General features: G+C 73.6%; 14 protein-coding genes and 1 pseudogene. 5 read left to right on the top strand and 10 right to left on the bottom strand.

What is annotated here, in order from left to right:
- Positions 1–125: 125 nt before the first annotated feature.
- The 3 genes from ACZ4WQ_RS18150 to sigE all read right to left on the bottom strand — a co-directional run bounded on the left by ACZ4WQ_RS18150 (position 126) and on the right by sigE (position 4,099).
- Complete coding sequence (locus ACZ4WQ_RS18150) at positions 126–2,066, bottom strand: S1C family serine protease (protein ID WP_468022288.1); 1,941 nt, start codon at positions 2,064–2,066, stop codon at positions 126–128.
- Positions 2,067–2,420: 354 nt separating this feature from the next.
- Entirely contained in the window at positions 2,421–3,320 is a 900-nt protein-coding gene (locus ACZ4WQ_RS18145) for an anti-sigma factor family protein (RefSeq protein ID WP_361183357.1), read from the bottom strand.
- Positions 3,317–4,099 (bottom strand): RNA polymerase sigma factor SigE, encoded by a 783-nt coding sequence (gene sigE, locus ACZ4WQ_RS18140; RefSeq protein ID WP_311727640.1) that lies wholly within the window; start codon positions 4,097–4,099, stop codon positions 3,317–3,319. The genes ACZ4WQ_RS18145 and sigE overlap by 4 nt, the downstream gene beginning before the upstream one ends.
- A gap of 130 nt (positions 4,100–4,229) precedes the next feature.
- On the opposite strand from sigE, the gene ACZ4WQ_RS18135 reads away from it, so the two are divergent.
- Positions 4,230–4,895, top strand: a complete 666-nt coding sequence (locus tag ACZ4WQ_RS18135; protein ID WP_311727639.1) for an O-methyltransferase — start codon at positions 4,230–4,232, stop codon at positions 4,893–4,895.
- A 150-nt stretch (positions 4,896–5,045) separates the two neighbouring features.
- On the opposite strand, the gene ACZ4WQ_RS18130 is transcribed toward ACZ4WQ_RS18135, so the two are convergent.
- On the bottom strand, positions 5,046–5,213 hold the full coding sequence (locus ACZ4WQ_RS18130) for a DUF3117 domain-containing protein (protein WP_003966491.1): 168 nt from the start codon (positions 5,211–5,213) through the stop codon (positions 5,046–5,048).
- A 381-nt stretch (positions 5,214–5,594) separates the two neighbouring features.
- Here ACZ4WQ_RS18130 and chcB point away from each other — a divergent pair, with 381 nt between their 5' ends.
- Positions 5,595–6,398 (top strand): 2-cyclohexenylcarbonyl CoA isomerase, encoded by an 804-nt coding sequence (gene chcB, locus ACZ4WQ_RS18125; protein WP_311727638.1) that lies wholly within the window; start codon positions 5,595–5,597, stop codon positions 6,396–6,398.
- A 4-nt stretch (positions 6,399–6,402) separates the two neighbouring features.
- Here the strand turns inward: chcB and ACZ4WQ_RS18120 are convergent, their stop codons facing one another.
- Together ACZ4WQ_RS18120 and ACZ4WQ_RS18115 are read right to left on the bottom strand one after the other, a co-directional pair.
- A complete protein-coding gene (locus ACZ4WQ_RS18120) occupies positions 6,403–6,999 on the bottom strand; it encodes a DNA-3-methyladenine glycosylase I (protein ID WP_385345392.1) in 597 nt (198 codons plus the stop codon).
- A gap of 182 nt (positions 7,000–7,181) precedes the next feature.
- Positions 7,182–7,517: pseudogene (locus ACZ4WQ_RS18115) on the bottom strand (DivIVA domain-containing protein); the annotation flags it as partial.
- Positions 7,518–7,637: 120 nt separating this feature from the next.
- On the opposite strand from ACZ4WQ_RS18115, the gene folP reads away from it, so the two are divergent.
- A complete protein-coding gene (gene folP, locus ACZ4WQ_RS18110; RefSeq protein ID WP_311727633.1) occupies positions 7,638–8,498 on the top strand; it encodes a dihydropteroate synthase in 861 nt (286 codons plus the stop codon).
- Between the two features lie 64 nt (positions 8,499–8,562).
- On the opposite strand, the gene ACZ4WQ_RS18105 is transcribed toward folP, so the two are convergent.
- The gene (locus ACZ4WQ_RS18105; RefSeq protein WP_311727632.1) at positions 8,563–9,312 is read right to left on the bottom strand and encodes an LOG family protein; all 750 of its coding nucleotides are present in this window, start codon (positions 9,310–9,312) and stop codon (positions 8,563–8,565) included.
- Between the two features lie 114 nt (positions 9,313–9,426).
- Complete coding sequence (gene dapE / locus ACZ4WQ_RS18100) at positions 9,427–10,497, bottom strand: succinyl-diaminopimelate desuccinylase (protein ID WP_468022287.1); 1,071 nt, start codon at positions 10,495–10,497, stop codon at positions 9,427–9,429.
- 142 nt (positions 10,498–10,639) lie between these two features.
- On the opposite strand from dapE, the gene ACZ4WQ_RS18095 reads away from it, so the two are divergent.
- Together ACZ4WQ_RS18095 and ACZ4WQ_RS18090 are read left to right on the top strand one after the other, a co-directional pair.
- Positions 10,640–11,554, top strand: coding sequence for a VldE C-terminal domain-containing protein (locus ACZ4WQ_RS18095; protein ID WP_385345395.1), 915 nt, complete (start codon positions 10,640–10,642; stop codon positions 11,552–11,554).
- A gap of 202 nt (positions 11,555–11,756) precedes the next feature.
- Positions 11,757–12,449 (top strand): hypothetical protein, encoded by a 693-nt coding sequence (locus ACZ4WQ_RS18090; protein WP_385345397.1) that lies wholly within the window; start codon positions 11,757–11,759, stop codon positions 12,447–12,449.
- A gap of 99 nt (positions 12,450–12,548) precedes the next feature.
- On the opposite strand, the gene dapC is transcribed toward ACZ4WQ_RS18090, so the two are convergent.
- Positions 12,549–13,661 (bottom strand): succinyldiaminopimelate transaminase, encoded by a 1,113-nt coding sequence (dapC, locus tag ACZ4WQ_RS18085; protein ID WP_358844509.1) that lies wholly within the window; start codon positions 13,659–13,661, stop codon positions 12,549–12,551.
- A 113-nt stretch (positions 13,662–13,774) separates the two neighbouring features.
- Positions 13,775–14,101 (bottom strand): ferredoxin, encoded by a 327-nt coding sequence (fdxA, locus tag ACZ4WQ_RS18080; protein ID WP_014054705.1) that lies wholly within the window; start codon positions 14,099–14,101, stop codon positions 13,775–13,777.
- Between the last annotated feature and the right edge of the window lie 61 nt (positions 14,102–14,162).

The raw sequence follows: 14,162 nt of genomic DNA, 5'->3' as shown, positions 1-14,162 counted from the left end.
TGAACACGGTACCCGTCAGTGGGGGCGGGACGGGAGACGCCCGGGCCAACATCCGGCGTCCTCCGCCCACCATCACCGCCCCCAGCTACCGCTGGGAGGTGCCCCCTGGCCTCCACCAGGCGTGCTCAGCCGCTGCCGCCCGCCGAACCGAGCGTCAGCTCCACCGTCCGCTCCTGGCCGTCCCTCCGCAGCGTCAGCCGGAGCCGGTCGCCGGGCCGATGGCTGCGGATCTTCACGATCAACTCCTGCCCGCTGTGCACCCGTACGCCGTCGACCTCGGTGATCACATCGCCGGCCTTGATCCCGGCCTTGTCGCCCGGGCCGCCCGGATTGACCGGCGGGCCGCCGGCGCCGCGGGCGTGCACCCGGGCGCCGTCGCCCGCGTACTCCATGTCGAGCGTGACGCCGATCACAGGGTGGGTGGCCTTGCCGGTGTTGATCAGCTCCTCGGCGACCCGCTTGCCCTGATTGATCGGGATCGCGAAGCCCAGGCCGATGCTGCCGCCCTGGCCGCCGCCGAGCCCCGAGCCGTCGTCGGCCGCCCGGATCGCGCTGTTGATGCCGATGACCCGCGCCCTGGAATCCACCAGCGGGCCGCCGGAGTTGCCCGGGTTGATCGGGGCGTCGGTCTGGAGCGCGTCGACATAGCTGATGTCGCTGCCGTCGCCCTCATCGCCGCCGGCGGTGATGGGGCGCTCCTTGGCGCTGATGATCCCGGACGTCACGGTGCCCGCCAGGTCGAACGGGGCGCCGATCGCCACAACGGGGTCACCGACGCGCACGGAGTCGGAGTTGCCGAGGGCCAGTGGGTGCAGCCCCGAGACGCCGTCGACCTTGATGACCGCCAGGTCGTAGCCGCTGTCCCGGCCGATGATCTTGGCGTCCGCCACCTCGCCGCCGTTGAACGTCACCGATATGTCGCCGCCCGAACCCGCGGGCTCCACGACGTGGTTGTTGGTGAGGATGTGGCCCTGCTTGTCGAGCACGAAGCCGGTGCCGGTGGCCTGCTCCGAGCCTCCTCTGACATGGATGGTCACCACGCCCGGCAGCGCCCTCTCGGCGATGCCGGCGACGCTCTTCGGGTCCCTGGCGCCCTTGTCGAGGGGCGCCTGCGGGAGGTCGACCACGCTGTCCTCGGTGGTCCGCTGGTGCTCCAGATACGCGCCGACGCCGCCGCCGATCCCGCCCGAGATCAACGCGATCACCGCGATCACGATCAGAGCGACGCGGCGGTCGGACCTCCGCGGCTTCTCCGGCGCGGGGACCTCCGTCCACGGGTCGTAGTGCTGCCACTGCGCGGCCTGACCCGGCTGGGGCTGAAGGGGGGGCTGCGGCCCGGCCTGCTGCTGCGGCAGCTGGGCGGTGGCGGCGGCGCCCGGGTCCGCCTGCGCGCCCGGCGGAAGCTGGGTGCCGTGCGCGGGGGTCATCCCGGGCGGGGGGAGCTGGGTGCCGTGGGCCGGGGTCATCCCGGGCGGGGGCATGGTCTGGGCCGCCGCGGGCGGCACCTGGGTGCCGTGTGCGGGGGTCGTGCCCGGGACGACGCCGGGCGGAAGGTGGGTGCCATGGGCCGGGGTCGGCACGGGCCGCTGCACGGGAGGGGCGGGCGCCCAGGGGCCCGGCCCGCCGTAGGGCGGCGTGCTGTACGGGTCGGGGGCGTGCAGCGGGGTGGCGGCCCGCCCGGCCTCCGCGCCGGAGGCGGCTCCCGCCACGGCCCCGGCACCGCCGCCGTCGGCCGCCGATGACGGAGACCCGGACGACGCCGACGACGCCGACGACGCGGACGACGCGCCGTCACCTACCGCGCCGTCGGCGGGTTCTTGGGCCACGAGCGCCGCGCCCGGCTCGGCCGCCCCGGCCGCCTGGACCGTGTCACCCGCCGGCGCCGGAGCCGACGCGCCGTCAGCCGGGCCTTGTGCGCCGCCGGCCGCGCCGGGCGCTGCGGCATCCCCGGCCGTGGTGTCTCCCGCGGGCCTCAGCCCGGCCCCGGATGACGATCGGCCGCCGGGCCGCGCGTCCGGACGGCTCCACCACTTCGGCTTGGGCCCGGTGGCCTTCCCCTCGTCCATGATCTCCTCAGAGTTCCCGCGAAACGGCACGGACTGCGCCGCCTCGGAACAGCCGCCACCGCCACCGGGTGGCGCTGCCCGGTAGCGATTCAATCAGGTCCGCCGACGCCCGCGCAGTGCGTACGCCGGGAGCCGCCCCCGCCGCGACGGTTCACCGCCCCCGCCCCCGCCCTCGGGCCAGGTCGGGTCCGCAAAGTCTCATCGGATCAGCCCGCGGCGTCAGGGGGCACCCCCAGCTACCGCTGGCGGGGGCGTGTGCGATCGCAAGGCGGAGGGTCGCTCTCGTCCTGGACGTACTCGGGCGAGCCCGAGAACGCAGCGAGCGCGGGCGGACACGGCGCCCGCCGGCCGCGGCTACTCCGGGGGCGCGCTGACGCCGTGGTACGGCGGGGTCCGGGTCGCCGGGTGGGAGGGGCCCGCCATCTGGGAGGGCTCGGGGGCCGCGGGCGTGGCCGCCGCGGCGCGCAGCAGCCGGGTGGCGGCCAGGATCGGCTGGATGAGCGGGTCCGGCACGCTGCCGGCGGCCTCGCTGAGGGTACGGGCCCGGGTGGAGCCCGGGGAGGTCGTGTCGACCGGGGCCGCCACATCCAGCAGCCCGACCTCGCGACGGGTGCGCTCGCGCACGCCCATGGCGTCGGCATCCTCCACCTTGGACGTCACACCGACCGGGCTCGCCGCGCTGTCCGAGCCCTCCGCCTGGCTCCCGGGCGACTCGACCGCCGCGTCCAGCGGAAGCGCGCCGCCGAGCGCGAACGCGGCCAGCGACACCGCCCCCGCGGCCGCGAAGGCGAACCGCCGGCGCGGCGCCGGGCGCTCGACCTCATGGATCCGGAAGCCGCGCTGACGCGAGGCGGCGACAGCCGCGGCGGCCGGGCCGACCGGCCGGCTCGTGGGAAGGAACGCGAAGGCCTGCTCCCGCGGCTCCCGGACACCCCGGGTGTCCGGGACGCCGAAGACGCCCGAGGCGCCGAACGGCGAGCCGTCGCCCCCGGCGCCGTCGCCATCGTCCGCCGACAGGCCCGGCAGGCCCTGGAGACGCGCCAGAAAGCCCTCCGAGGGAGCGGGGGGCGCCGTCTGCGCGAACACGTCTTTCAGCCGCCGCTGAGCGTCGGCCTCCGCCTTGCACTTGCAGCACGTCGCGAGGTGTGCGAGCACGCGCTCACGGGCATCGTGCCCCAGCTCGCCATCGATCAGAGCTGCAAGGCGGTCGCCGAGATGCTGCTCGGCGGGGGACTGACCGCCTGACCGGGTCACGCGATTCCGACCTCCCCGCTGAGCCGGGGCGCGGCGACGCGGCGGGGCGCCGCGGTCACCGTGCGCTGCTCGGCCCGCGCCGCGGGCGAGCGGTGCTGGAGGGCCTTGCGCAGATGCGAGCGGCCGCGGTGGATCCGGCTGCGCACCGTGCCGAGCTTCACACCGAGGGTCGCGGCGATCTCCTCGTACGAGAGCCCCTCGATGTCGCAGAGCACGACGGCCGCGCGGAACTCCGGCGCGAGGGTGTCGAGGGCCTGCTGCACATCGGCGTCGAAGTGGGTGTCGTTGAAATGCTGCTGGGGAGAGGGCTCGCGGCTGGGGAGCCGCTCGGCCGCGTCCTCACCGAGCGCGTCGAAGCGGATGCGCTGACGGCGGCGGACCATGTCGAGGAAGAGATTGGTCGTGATGCGGTGCAGCCAGCCCTCGAAGGTGCCCGGGCTGTAGGTGGACAGCGAGCGGAAGACCCGGACGAAGACCTCCTGTGTGAGGTCCTCGGCGTCGTGCTGGTTGCCGGTGAGGCGGTACGCAAGGCGGTAGACACGCGCGCTGTGCGTGCTGACGATCTCCTCCCAGGTAGGAGGTGTCCACGCCGGAGCGTCCGCGTCGGTGGCGAAGGTCGCGGTCGTAGCGGAATCGGCGGAACGAGGACGGTCAGCGATGTTGGTCACGGATTTCGGCTCGCCCGTTGACCTGCGAAAGCGCCTCAGCACTCTCCGGTCACCGGCCGCAGCCGCACCTCCCCTGTCGGCTCTGGTGGTGTCCAGTAGAGCCCCTACCATATCCACCTCGCCCGTTAGCTCCGGATAAGCATTTTTGACCTGCATTTGTTCGCGATCCATATGCTCCCCCCTCTCCTCTCAACGCCCGGTCCCATCAGCGGGTTCCCGGGCGCAGCGGCTACAGTCACGCTTGCGTCAACTACGGGGACAGGAGAGGGCCATTACCGCCAACCGGCAGACGAGCTGGGCGTTCGCCGATGCGTTCGTCGCCGAGGACGCAGCCCTGCGCTGGGCCCGTGAACGGGCCCGGGAGGCGGGGATGCGCTCGGTGTCGTCCGGTACGGGCGCCGCGCTGCGCCTGCTCGCCGCCACCGCGGACGCCAAGGCCGTCGCCGAGATCGGCACCGGGACCGGGGTCTCGGGCATCCACCTGCTGCACGGCATGCGGCCGGACGGCGTGCTGACCACCGTGGACTCCGAGCCGGAGATGCAGCAGTTCGCCCGGCAGGCGTTCCGCGCCGCCGGCTTCGCCGGGAACCGGGCGCGCTTCATCCCCGGCCGGGCGCTGGATGTGCTGCCCCGGCTCGCCGACGGCGGCTACGACCTGGTGTTCTTCGACGCCGACCGCTCCGAGTGCCTCGAATACCTCGGTGAATCGTTGCGCCTGCTGCGGCCCGGCGGGCTGGTCTGCTTCGAGGGCGTCTTCGCGAACGGGCGGACCGTGGACTCCGCCGCGCAGCCGGCCGAGGTGCTGCGCCTGCGCGAGCTGCTGCGCAGCGTACGGGAGTCCACCGTGCTCCAGTCCTCGCTGCTGCCGGTGGGCGACGGGCTGCTCTGCGCGGTCAAGCGCGCGTAGCCGCGCGGGGGCGCCGGCGGTCAACCGCGCGTGGTCAAGCGCGGATGGTCAAGAGTGCCTGGTCAAGCATGGGTAAAGCACCGCCCCGGCGGCCGGTACGTACATACCGGCCGCCGGGGCGGCACACGGGTGGTGGTAGGGCCTGAGCCTTCAGCCGACAACCTTCTTCAGAGCGTCGCCGAGCGCGTCGGCCTCGTCCGGTGTCAGCTCGACGACGAGCCGACCGCCGCCTTCGAGCGGAACGCGCATGACGATGCCCCGCCCCTCCTTGGTCACCTCGAGCGGGCCGTCGCCCGTCCGCGGCTTCATGGCCGCCATGCTCGTTCCCCTTCCTGAAACCAGCTCATCGCAGCCGACAACCCAGGTGTCACCGGCATCGAACACGTTGCTTCCCTGTCATTATCCCGCATGGCACGACCCGATGACCAACATCAGTCGGCAACCCCCGCGCAACGCGCTCGCCCAAAACCACCCAATTCGGGGAGGGGTCGCGATACCGTACGGGCGCCGATGTCCGGGGCACCCGCCGGCGATGGCCCGGAGAGGGCCGAATTCTTTGACGCAGGTCACATGTCGGCCGAGCCGATCTTTCGGCATGCTGAGCGCTGACCGCCGCGGCGGGGCCCCGACCGGGCCGCCGGTGCGGCGCCACCGGCGGCCCGGACCGGGCCCCGCCCCAGCCGCACCGGAGGACCCACCATGGCCGACACCGTGCTCTACGAGCTGACCGACGGACTCGCGACGATCACCCTGAATCGTCCCGACGCCATGAACGCGCTCGACATCGACACCAAGGTCGCGCTGCGCGACGCCCTGCTGCGGGCCGCCGGGGACGCGGCCGTACGGGCCGTGCTGCTGACCGGCACCGGCCGCGCCTTCTGCGTGGGCCAGGACCTCAAGGAGCACATCGGGCTGCTGGCGGCCGACCGGGCGGGGGAGGGCGAGGGCTCGACCATGAGCACCGTCGCGCTGCACTACAACCCGATCGTGACCGCGATCGCCGGGATGCCCAAGCCGGTGGTCGCCGCGGTCAACGGGGTCGCGGCGGGCGCGGGCGCGGGCTTCGCCCTCGCCGCCGACCACCGCATCGTCGCGGACACCGCCTCGTTCAACACCTCCTTCGCCGGGGTCGCCCTCACCGCCGACTCCGGCGTCTCCTGGACCCTCCAGCGGCTGATCGGCCATGGCCGCGCCGCCGACCTCCTCCTCTTCCCACGCAACGTCGGCGCCCAGGAGGCGTACGACCTGGGCATCGCCAACAAGGTCGTCCCCGCCGCGGAGCTGGCCGACGAGGCGGCGGCGGTGGCCCGGCGGCTGGCGGAGGGCCCCACCGCCGCCTATGCGGCGATCAAGGAATCCCTCGCCTTCGCGGCCGGGCACGGCCTGACCGAGGCCCTGACCAAGGAGGACGAGCTCCAGCGGCGCGCGGGGGCCTCCGAGGACCACCTGGCGGCGGTGGACGCGTTCGTCAAGAAGCAGAAGCCCCGCTTCACCGGGCGCTGATATTTCAGCCGGCGCCCCGCGCATGGCAGTCGGCCAGGTGGTCGTTGACCAGGCCGCACGCCTGCATCAGGGCGTAGGCCGTGGTGGGGCCGACGAAGCGGAAGCCGCGCTTCTTCAGATCGCGGGCCAGCGCCGTCGACTCCGGGGTGGTCGCGGGGACGTCGGCGAAGGTCCGCGGCGCCGGGCGGCGGGCCGCGTTCGGGGCGTGCGACCAGATCAGCTTGTCCAGCTCGCCCGCCGCGAGCTCGCCGGCCACCCGCGCGTTCGCCACGACGGCCGAGATCTTGGCGCGGTTGCGGATGATGCGGGAGTCGCCGAGCAGCCGCTGCTCGTCCGCCTCCGTGAACTCCGCGACCGCCGCGATCTTGAAGTCGGCGAAGGCGGCGCGGAACCCCTCGCGGCGGCGCAGGATCGTCAGCCAGGACAGGCCCGACTGGAACGCCTCCAGGGAGATCCGCTCGAACAGGGCGTCGTCGCCATGGACCGGGCGGCCCCACTCGGTGTCGTGGTAGGCGCGGTAGTCGGCCATGCCCTCGGCCTCCAGCCCCCACGGGCAGCGCGCCAGCCCGTCCGGCCCCAGAACCACGCCGGCGGCGCTCATGCGCCCTCCCCGTCCTGGCCGCGCGGCGGGAAGTCGGGCGCGGGCGGATGGTTCGGGGGCGGGTCGTGCGGGGTCAGGTCATGGGTGGGCAGGTCGTGCGTGGGCAGCCCGGGCGGCGGCAGGTCATGCGGCGGCAGGTCGTGGGCGAAGCCCGGAGGGGCGACATCGGGCGGCGGAAAGCCGCCGGGCCCCTTCAGCGGCCCCGGCCCGCCCCGCGCCGACGCGTGCGCCCCGGCCAGGGCCGTCTCCAGCTCGGCGATCCGCGCGTCGCGCTCGGCGAGCTCGGCACCGAGCCTGCCCAGCACATCGTCGACATCGGCCATCCGGTAGCCCCGCACGGTCATCGGCAGCCGCAGGGCCTCCACATCGGCCCGGCCCAGTGGCCGGTCGGCGGGCAACGCGTCGTCCAGCCGGTCGGGGGGCGCCTCGGGCAGCACACTGCCGTCACCGCCCCCGACGACGGCGAGCGTGACCGCGCCGACCACCACGACCAGCGCGATCAGCAAGAACCAAAACACGACGATCGTCTCCCCGGGGTGCGCTCGTACGTCCTACCAGTCTGCCTCGATCGTGCCATGCCCCACCGACAGTTATCGTCGCTGGCAGCCCCTCCGGGGAGGAAGCGAGAGGAAGTGCGGATGTTGCGGCTCGGACGGCGTGAGTTCGGCGAGAACGAGCAAGTGATCATGGCGATCGTGAACCGGACGCCCGACTCCTTCTACGACCAGGGGGCGACCTTCCGCGACGAGCCCGCCCTGGCCCGCGTGGAGCAGGCCGTGGCCGAGGGCGCCGCCATCATCGACATCGGCGGGGTCAAGGCCGGTCCGGGCGAGGAGGTGAGCGCCGCCGAGGAGGTGCGCCGCACGGTCGGCTTCGTGGCCGAGGTACGCCGGCGCCACCCCGACGTGGTGATCAGCGTGGACACCTGGCGCCACGAGGTCGGGGAGGCGGTCTGCGCGGCGGGCGCCGACCTGCTCAACGACGCGTGGGGCGGGGTCGACCCCAAGCTGGCCGAGGTCGCGGCCCGGCACGGCGCCGGCCTGGTGTGCACCCACGCGGGCGGCGCCCAGCCGCGCACCCGGCCGCACCGGGTCGGGTACGACGACGTGGTGGCCGACATCCTGCGGGTCACGCTCGGGCTCGCGCGGCGCGCCGTCGAGCTGGGCGTGCCGCCGGAGTCGATCATGATCGACCCGGGCCATGACTTCGGCAAGAACACCCGGCACTCCCTGGAGGCGACCCGGCGCCTCGGCGAGCTGGCCGAGACCGGCTGGCCCGTGCTGGTGTCGCTGTCCAACAAGGACTTCGTGGGCGAGACGCTCGACCGGCCGGTCAAGGAGCGGCTGCTGGGCACCCTGGCGACGACCGCGGTCTCGGCCTGGCTCGGGGCGCGGGTCTACCGGGTGCACGAGGTGGCCGAGACCCGCCAGGTGCTGGACATGGTCTCGTCCATCGCCGGGCACCGGCCCCCGGCGGTCGCCCGGCGCGGCCTGGCCTGACAGCACCCGGCCGGACAGCACCCGGCCGGAAAGAGGCGCCGGGCGGGCGGTCCGGCAGGCGGGGTCAGCCGCCGGACTCCTTCGTCATCAGGTCGACCGCCTCGTCCACGTCGTCGGTGAGCCGGAACAGCTCCAGGTCCGCGGGGCTCGCCTTGCCCTCCGCGACCAGCGTGTCCTTCAGCCAGGACATCAGCCCCTGCCAGTAGGCGCAGCCGTAGAGCACGATCGGGAAGCGGGTCACCTTCTTGGTCTGGACGAGGGTGAGCGCCTCGAAGAACTCGTCCAGCGTGCCGACCCCACCGGGCAGCACCACGAATCCTTGGGCGTATTTCACAAACATTGTTTTTCTTACGAAGAAGTAGCGGAAGTTCACACCGATGTCGACGTAGGGGTTGAGCCCCTGCTCGTACGGCAGCTCGATGCCCAGCCCGACGGAGACCCCGCCCGCCTCGCACGCGCCCTTGTTCGCCGCCTCCATCGCGCCCGGGCCGCCGCCCGTGATCACCGCGAACCCCGCCTCCGCGAGCGCCCGCCCGATCCGCACCCCCGCCTCGTACTCCGGCGACTCCCGCGGCGTGCGGGCGGACCCGAAGACGCTGACCGCCCGGCCGAGCTCGGCGAGCGCGCCGAAGCCCTCGACGAACTCCGACTGGATGCGCAGCACCCGGAACGGATCCTCGTGTACCCAGTGCGTCGCGCCCTGGGTGTCCAGCAGCCGCTGGTCGGTCGTGCCCGGCCGCATCTGGTGGCGTCGGCGCACGACCGGACCCTCACGCTGCTCCCGCAGCGCTCGCTCGTCCTCCGCGTTGCCCATGTGTGCTCCCTTCGCCAAGATCTGCCTCCGATCAGCCGCAGATCTGTCGTTCAGCGTAGGCCCCTCGATTCGGCACGTCAGCCAGGTCGGGGCGGCGGCCGGGCGGTCAGGCGGTCAGGCGGTCAGCCAGGCCCGCAGCCGCTCCTCGGCCTCCAGCACCGCCGCGGTGGCCACATGCTCCTCCCGGGTGTGCGCGAGCTTGGGATCGCCGGGGCCGTAGTTGATCGCGGGCACGCCGAGCGCCGAGAAGCGGGCGACGTCCGTCCAGCCGAACTTGGGACCCACCTCCGCGCCGACCGCCTCGACGAAGGCGGCCGCGGCCGGGTGGGACAGCCCGGGCAGCGCGCCGGGGGCGCTGTCGGTGACCTCCACCTCGAAGCCGTCGAAGACCTCGCGCACATGCGCCGCCGCCTCCTCCTCGGAGCGGTCGGGGGCGAACCGGAAGTTCACCGTCACGGTGCAGTGGTCGGGGATGACGTTGGTGGCGTGGCCGCCGTCGATGCGCACCGCGTTGAGGCCCTCACGGTAGGTGAGCCCGTCGATGTCCACGCGGCGCGCCCGGTAGGCGGCCAGCCGGTCGAGGACGGGCGCGGCCTTGTGGATGGCGTTCTCGCCGAGCCAGTCGCGCGCGGAGTGGGCGCGCCGGCCGCTGGTGGTGACCTGCACCCGCAGGGTGCCCTGGCAGCCGCCCTCGACATTGCCCTCGGTGGGCTCCAGCAGGACGGCGAAGTCGGCGGCCAGCCACTCGGGGTGCCGCTCGGCCAGCCGCCGCAGCCCGTTGAGCTCCGCGGCGACCTCCTCGTGGTCGTAGAAGACGAAGGTCAGATCGCGGCCCGGGTCGGGGACGGTCTGGGCGATGCGCAGCTGTACGGCGACGCCGGACTTCATGTCGGAGGTGCCGCAGCCCCACAGCACGCCGTCTTCGTCGAGCCGGGAGGGCAGGTTGTCGGCGATCGGCACGGTGTCGATGTGTCCCGCGAGCACGACCCGCTCGGCCCGCCCCAGGTTCGTCCGGGCCACGACGGCGTCCCCGTCGCGGTCGACGGTCAGGTGCGGCAGGGCGCGCAGGGCCTCTTCGACGGCGTCGGCGAGCGCCTTCTCGTCGCCGCTGACCGAGGGGAAGTCGACGAGGCGGGCGGTGAGCCGGGCGGCGTCCAGGGACAGATCGAGTGCGGGATGTGCCATACCCGCGACCCTAGCCCGTTCGCGGCGTCCGCCGGGCGGCGGTGGTGGCGGCGGCTCTCACGGCGGTGGTGGCGGGGTCCCCCGGGCCCGTGATGCTCCTGTTGACACAAGCCGGTCCGGGTCCGGGCGGCCCTGAAGTAACGTGTCCGCCGTGCCCCTGCCCGTCCTCGCCAGCCGCGCCCGCCGGACGCGTGCCGCGATCGCCTGTGCCGTACTGCTGGCCCTGGTCGGATATGTGGCGCTGCACGTCCTGACCGGTGGCTGGGGCCCGCCCCGCTGTCTCGTGCGGGCGGAGGGCGAGGGGGTGTCGCTCGACCCCGAACAGGCCGTGAACGCGGCCACGATCGAGGCGGTGGCCGCCTCCCGGGGACTGCCCGAGCGGGCCGTCACCATCGCGCTGGCCACGGCGCTCCAGGAATCGGGGCTGCGCAACATCCGCCATGGCGACCGGGATTCGGTGGGGCTCTTCCAGCAGCGGCCCTCGCAGGGCTGGGGCACCGCGCGGCAGATCCTCGATCCCGTCTACGCGGCGGGGAAGTTCTACGACCGCCTGGTCAAGGTCCCGGGCTACTCACGGCTTCCGCTCACGGTGGCCGCCCAGCGGGTGCAGTACAGCGGTTTCCCGCAGGCGTACGCGAAGCACGAGACCGAGGCCGTGGTGCTGACCGGCGCGCTGACGGGGCGTTCGGCGGCCGCGTTCTCCTGCCCCGGCCCGGCGGACGACGGGATTCCGGGCGATCCGGCGCGGGTCCGGGCGGAGCTGAAGCGGCAGTTCGGCGCCGAGGTGGCTGCGGCGGTGCGGTCGGCCGGGCAGGGTGGCGGGCGCTCCGCGGCCGCGGATGTGGTGCGGGTGCCGACCGGGGCGACCACGGCCCGCGGCGGTGCAAAGCAGCGCGGCTGGGAATTGGCGTACTGGGCGGTGGCTCACTCGGACGAGTTGCGCATCGAACGCGTTTCTTACGGAAATCACGTGTGGACCGCCGGGAATTCAGAGGCCCGCTGGCGCACCACCGAAGACGGATCCGGCTCGGAAGTGCATATCTCCACCGCCCGATAGCGCGGTACATCTCCGCAGGTGAAAGCGGGTTGGAGCGGGTTCTGAGGCATTCCCGGAAACCCACTCACATCTTAAACGGATTATGCGACGCATTATCAATTCTTTACCTTGGCGTACCGCAACCTTCCCGCTTCTCACGCGGTATTCACTGCGTCCGCCTGCCGGACATTCACGCCAAATGTCCCTCCGTCAAAGGAGCATCATGTCCCTCCCCCTCACGCGTCGGATCGCGCGAACCGCGCTGCTGGTCGCAGCGGGTGCAGCTCCCGTGGCCGGTGCCGCCGGCGCCGCGAGTGCAGCGGACCTGAACCTCTCGCAGGCCCCCAAGCTGGGCGGGCTGAGCGCGCTCGACACCTCCTCGGTCGGCAACCTCGCGGACTCCGCCTCGCGGCAGGTCGGGAACGCGGCGGGCGGGACCGTCAAGCGCGCCCTCCGGGGCCCGGAGCAGGCCGCCCCGGCCGCCCGGCCCGCGGACAAGACCGCTCCGGCGGCGGGCAAGGCGGCCCCCTCCGGGGCCAAGGCGGCGTCCGGGACGAAGGCGGTCGCGGGCAAGGCGGGAGAGGACAAGGCCGTCAGGGCCAACAAGGGGGCCAAGGCCGCCAAGGCCGCCGGGGGCGAGCACGGCAAGGCCGCGGCCCCGGCCGCCAAGGGCAAGGGCAAGGGCCGGCACGCCGCGCCGAGCCGTGGCAAGGCCGTGATGGGCAAGGTCGGAAAGGCCGTCACCGGCAAGGCGGGCAAGTCGGGCAAGATGGAGAGGGTCGGCAAGGAGGGCGCGGCCGCGCCCGAGCAGCCGACCTCGGCCGCGCCCTCCGCCCCGGTCGCCCCGAACCCGTCGCCCCTCGCCGCCCTGACCGACAGTCTGCCGCTCAAGGGCCTGCCGTTCATCAGCGGCTGACGCCCCGCGACACACCCGGGCCCGGGGAGCATCGGCTCCCCGGGCCCGTCATGTCCGTGCCGGCCGGTGTGTCCCGGCCGCCGTGTCCCGGCCGCGCCCTCAGCTCCTGGGCAGACCGCCGCCCAGCCGCTGGACCGCCGACGCGACCCGCTCGTCGGTGGCGGTGAACGCGACCCTCACATTCCGCTCCCCCGCCACGCCGTAGAAGTCACCCGGCGCCACCAGGATGCCCAGCTCGGCGAGCGCGCCGACAGTTTCCCAGCACGGCTCGTCCCGCGTCGCCCACAGGTACAGCGACGCCTCGCTGTGCTCGATCCGGAAGCCGCACCCCTCGAGCGCGCCGCGCAGCGCGGAGCGGCGGCGGGCGTAGCGCTCGCGCTGCTCGGCCACGTGCGCGTCGTCGCCGAGCGCCGCGATGGTGGCGGCCTGTACGGGCGCGGGCACCATCATCCCGCCGTGCTTGCGCAGTTGCAGCAGCTCGCCGAGGACCGCCGCGTCACCGGCGAGGAACGCCGAGCGGTAGCCCGCCAGGTTGGAGCGCTTGGAGAGCGAGTGCACCGCCACCAGGCCGTCGAAGCTGCCGCCCGACACCTCGGGGTGCAGCACCGACACCGGGTCGGCGTCCCAGCCGAGCTCCAGGTAGCACTCGTCGCTGACCAGCAGCACGCCGTGCTCGCGCGCCCAGGCCACCGCCGCCCGCAGCTCGTCCTTGTCCAGCACCCGGCCGGTCGGGTTGGACGGGGAGTTGAGCCACAGCAGCTTCAGCCCGGCCGGGTCGAGTTCCGTAGGCTCGTCGTACGGCACGGGCTCCGCGCCCGCGAGCCGCGCGCCCACCTCGTACGTCGGGTAGGCCAGCCGCGGGAAGGCGACCCGGTCGCCGGGGCCGAGGCCCAGCTGGGTCGGCAGCGACGCCACCAGCTCCTTGGAGCCGACGACCGGCAGCACCTGGGTGTGCGACACACCCGTCGCGCCCAGCCGCCGCTCCACCCAGCCGGTCAGCGCGTCCCGCAGCGCGGCGGTGCCCCACACGGTCGGATAGCCGGGGCTGTCGGCCGCGCCGCTCAACGCCGCGCGGATCAGCTCGGGGACCGGGTCCACGGGGGTGCCGACCGACAGGTCGACGATGCCGTCCGGATGCGCCTCGGCGGTCGCCTTGTACGGTTCGAGCCGGTCCCACGGGAAGACGGGGAGACGGGCGGAGACGGGTGGCACAACTGGCTCGCTTTCTCGGGAAAACAGCCCGGCCCCGCAGGCCCGGGTGGCTTGCGGGACCGAAGGCTGCGCGGTGCCGGGGCGTCTTCAGAACGCGCCCGCGCGCCGCGAGGTCACTCGTCGTGCTCCTGCGGGGGCAGGGCGGCGATGAAGGGGTGGTCACGCTCGATCAGGCCCAGCTTGCTCGCGCCACCGGGCGAGCCCAGCTCGTCGAAGAACTCGACGTTCGCCTTGTAGTAGTCCTTCCACTCCTCGGGAGTGTCGTCCTCGTAGAAGATCGCCTCGACCGGGCAGACCGGCTCACAGGCCCCACAGTCGACGCACTCGTCCGGGTGGATGTACAAGGACCGCTGGCCCTCGTAGATGCAGTCGACGGGGCACTCCTCGATGCACGCCTTGTCTTTCAGGTCGACACAAGGCTGCGCGATGACGTAGGTCACGCTGTCGTTCCTCCTCGTTAGGGCTGCTATCGCGCGGGAGCGCGGCGTCGTCGATGCCCGC

This window comes from Streptomyces sp. NPDC028305, from assembly GCF_055569495.1.
The sequence above is the reverse complement of the archived record's forward strand: the minus strand, read 5'-3'. Positions and strand labels throughout refer to the sequence as shown.

Bases quoted from the DNA above. Each gene is read 5' to 3' on its own strand.
- ACZ4WQ_RS18150 (WP_468022288.1), bottom strand. From the start codon at position 2,066: ATGGACGAGGGGAAGGCCACCGGGCCCAAGCCGAAGTGGTGGAGCCGT.
- sigE (WP_311727640.1), bottom strand. From the start codon at position 4,099: ATGGTAGGGGCTCTACTGGACACCACCAGAGCCGACAGGGGAGGTGCG.
- ACZ4WQ_RS18130 (WP_003966491.1), bottom strand. From the start codon at position 5,213: ATGGCGGCCATGAAGCCGCGGACGGGCGACGGCCCGCTCGAGGTGACC.
- chcB (WP_311727638.1), top strand. From the start codon at position 5,595: ATGGCCGACACCGTGCTCTACGAGCTGACCGACGGACTCGCGACGATC.
- ACZ4WQ_RS18120 (WP_385345392.1), bottom strand. From the start codon at position 6,999: ATGAGCGCCGCCGGCGTGGTTCTGGGGCCGGACGGGCTGGCGCGCTGC.
- folP (WP_311727633.1), top strand. From the start codon at position 7,638: ATGTTGCGGCTCGGACGGCGTGAGTTCGGCGAGAACGAGCAAGTGATC.
- ACZ4WQ_RS18105 (WP_311727632.1), bottom strand. From the start codon at position 9,312: ATGGGCAACGCGGAGGACGAGCGAGCGCTGCGGGAGCAGCGTGAGGGT.
- dapE (WP_468022287.1), bottom strand. From the start codon at position 10,497: ATGGCACATCCCGCACTCGATCTGTCCCTGGACGCCGCCCGGCTCACC.
- ACZ4WQ_RS18090 (WP_385345397.1), top strand. From the start codon at position 11,757: ATGTCCCTCCCCCTCACGCGTCGGATCGCGCGAACCGCGCTGCTGGTC.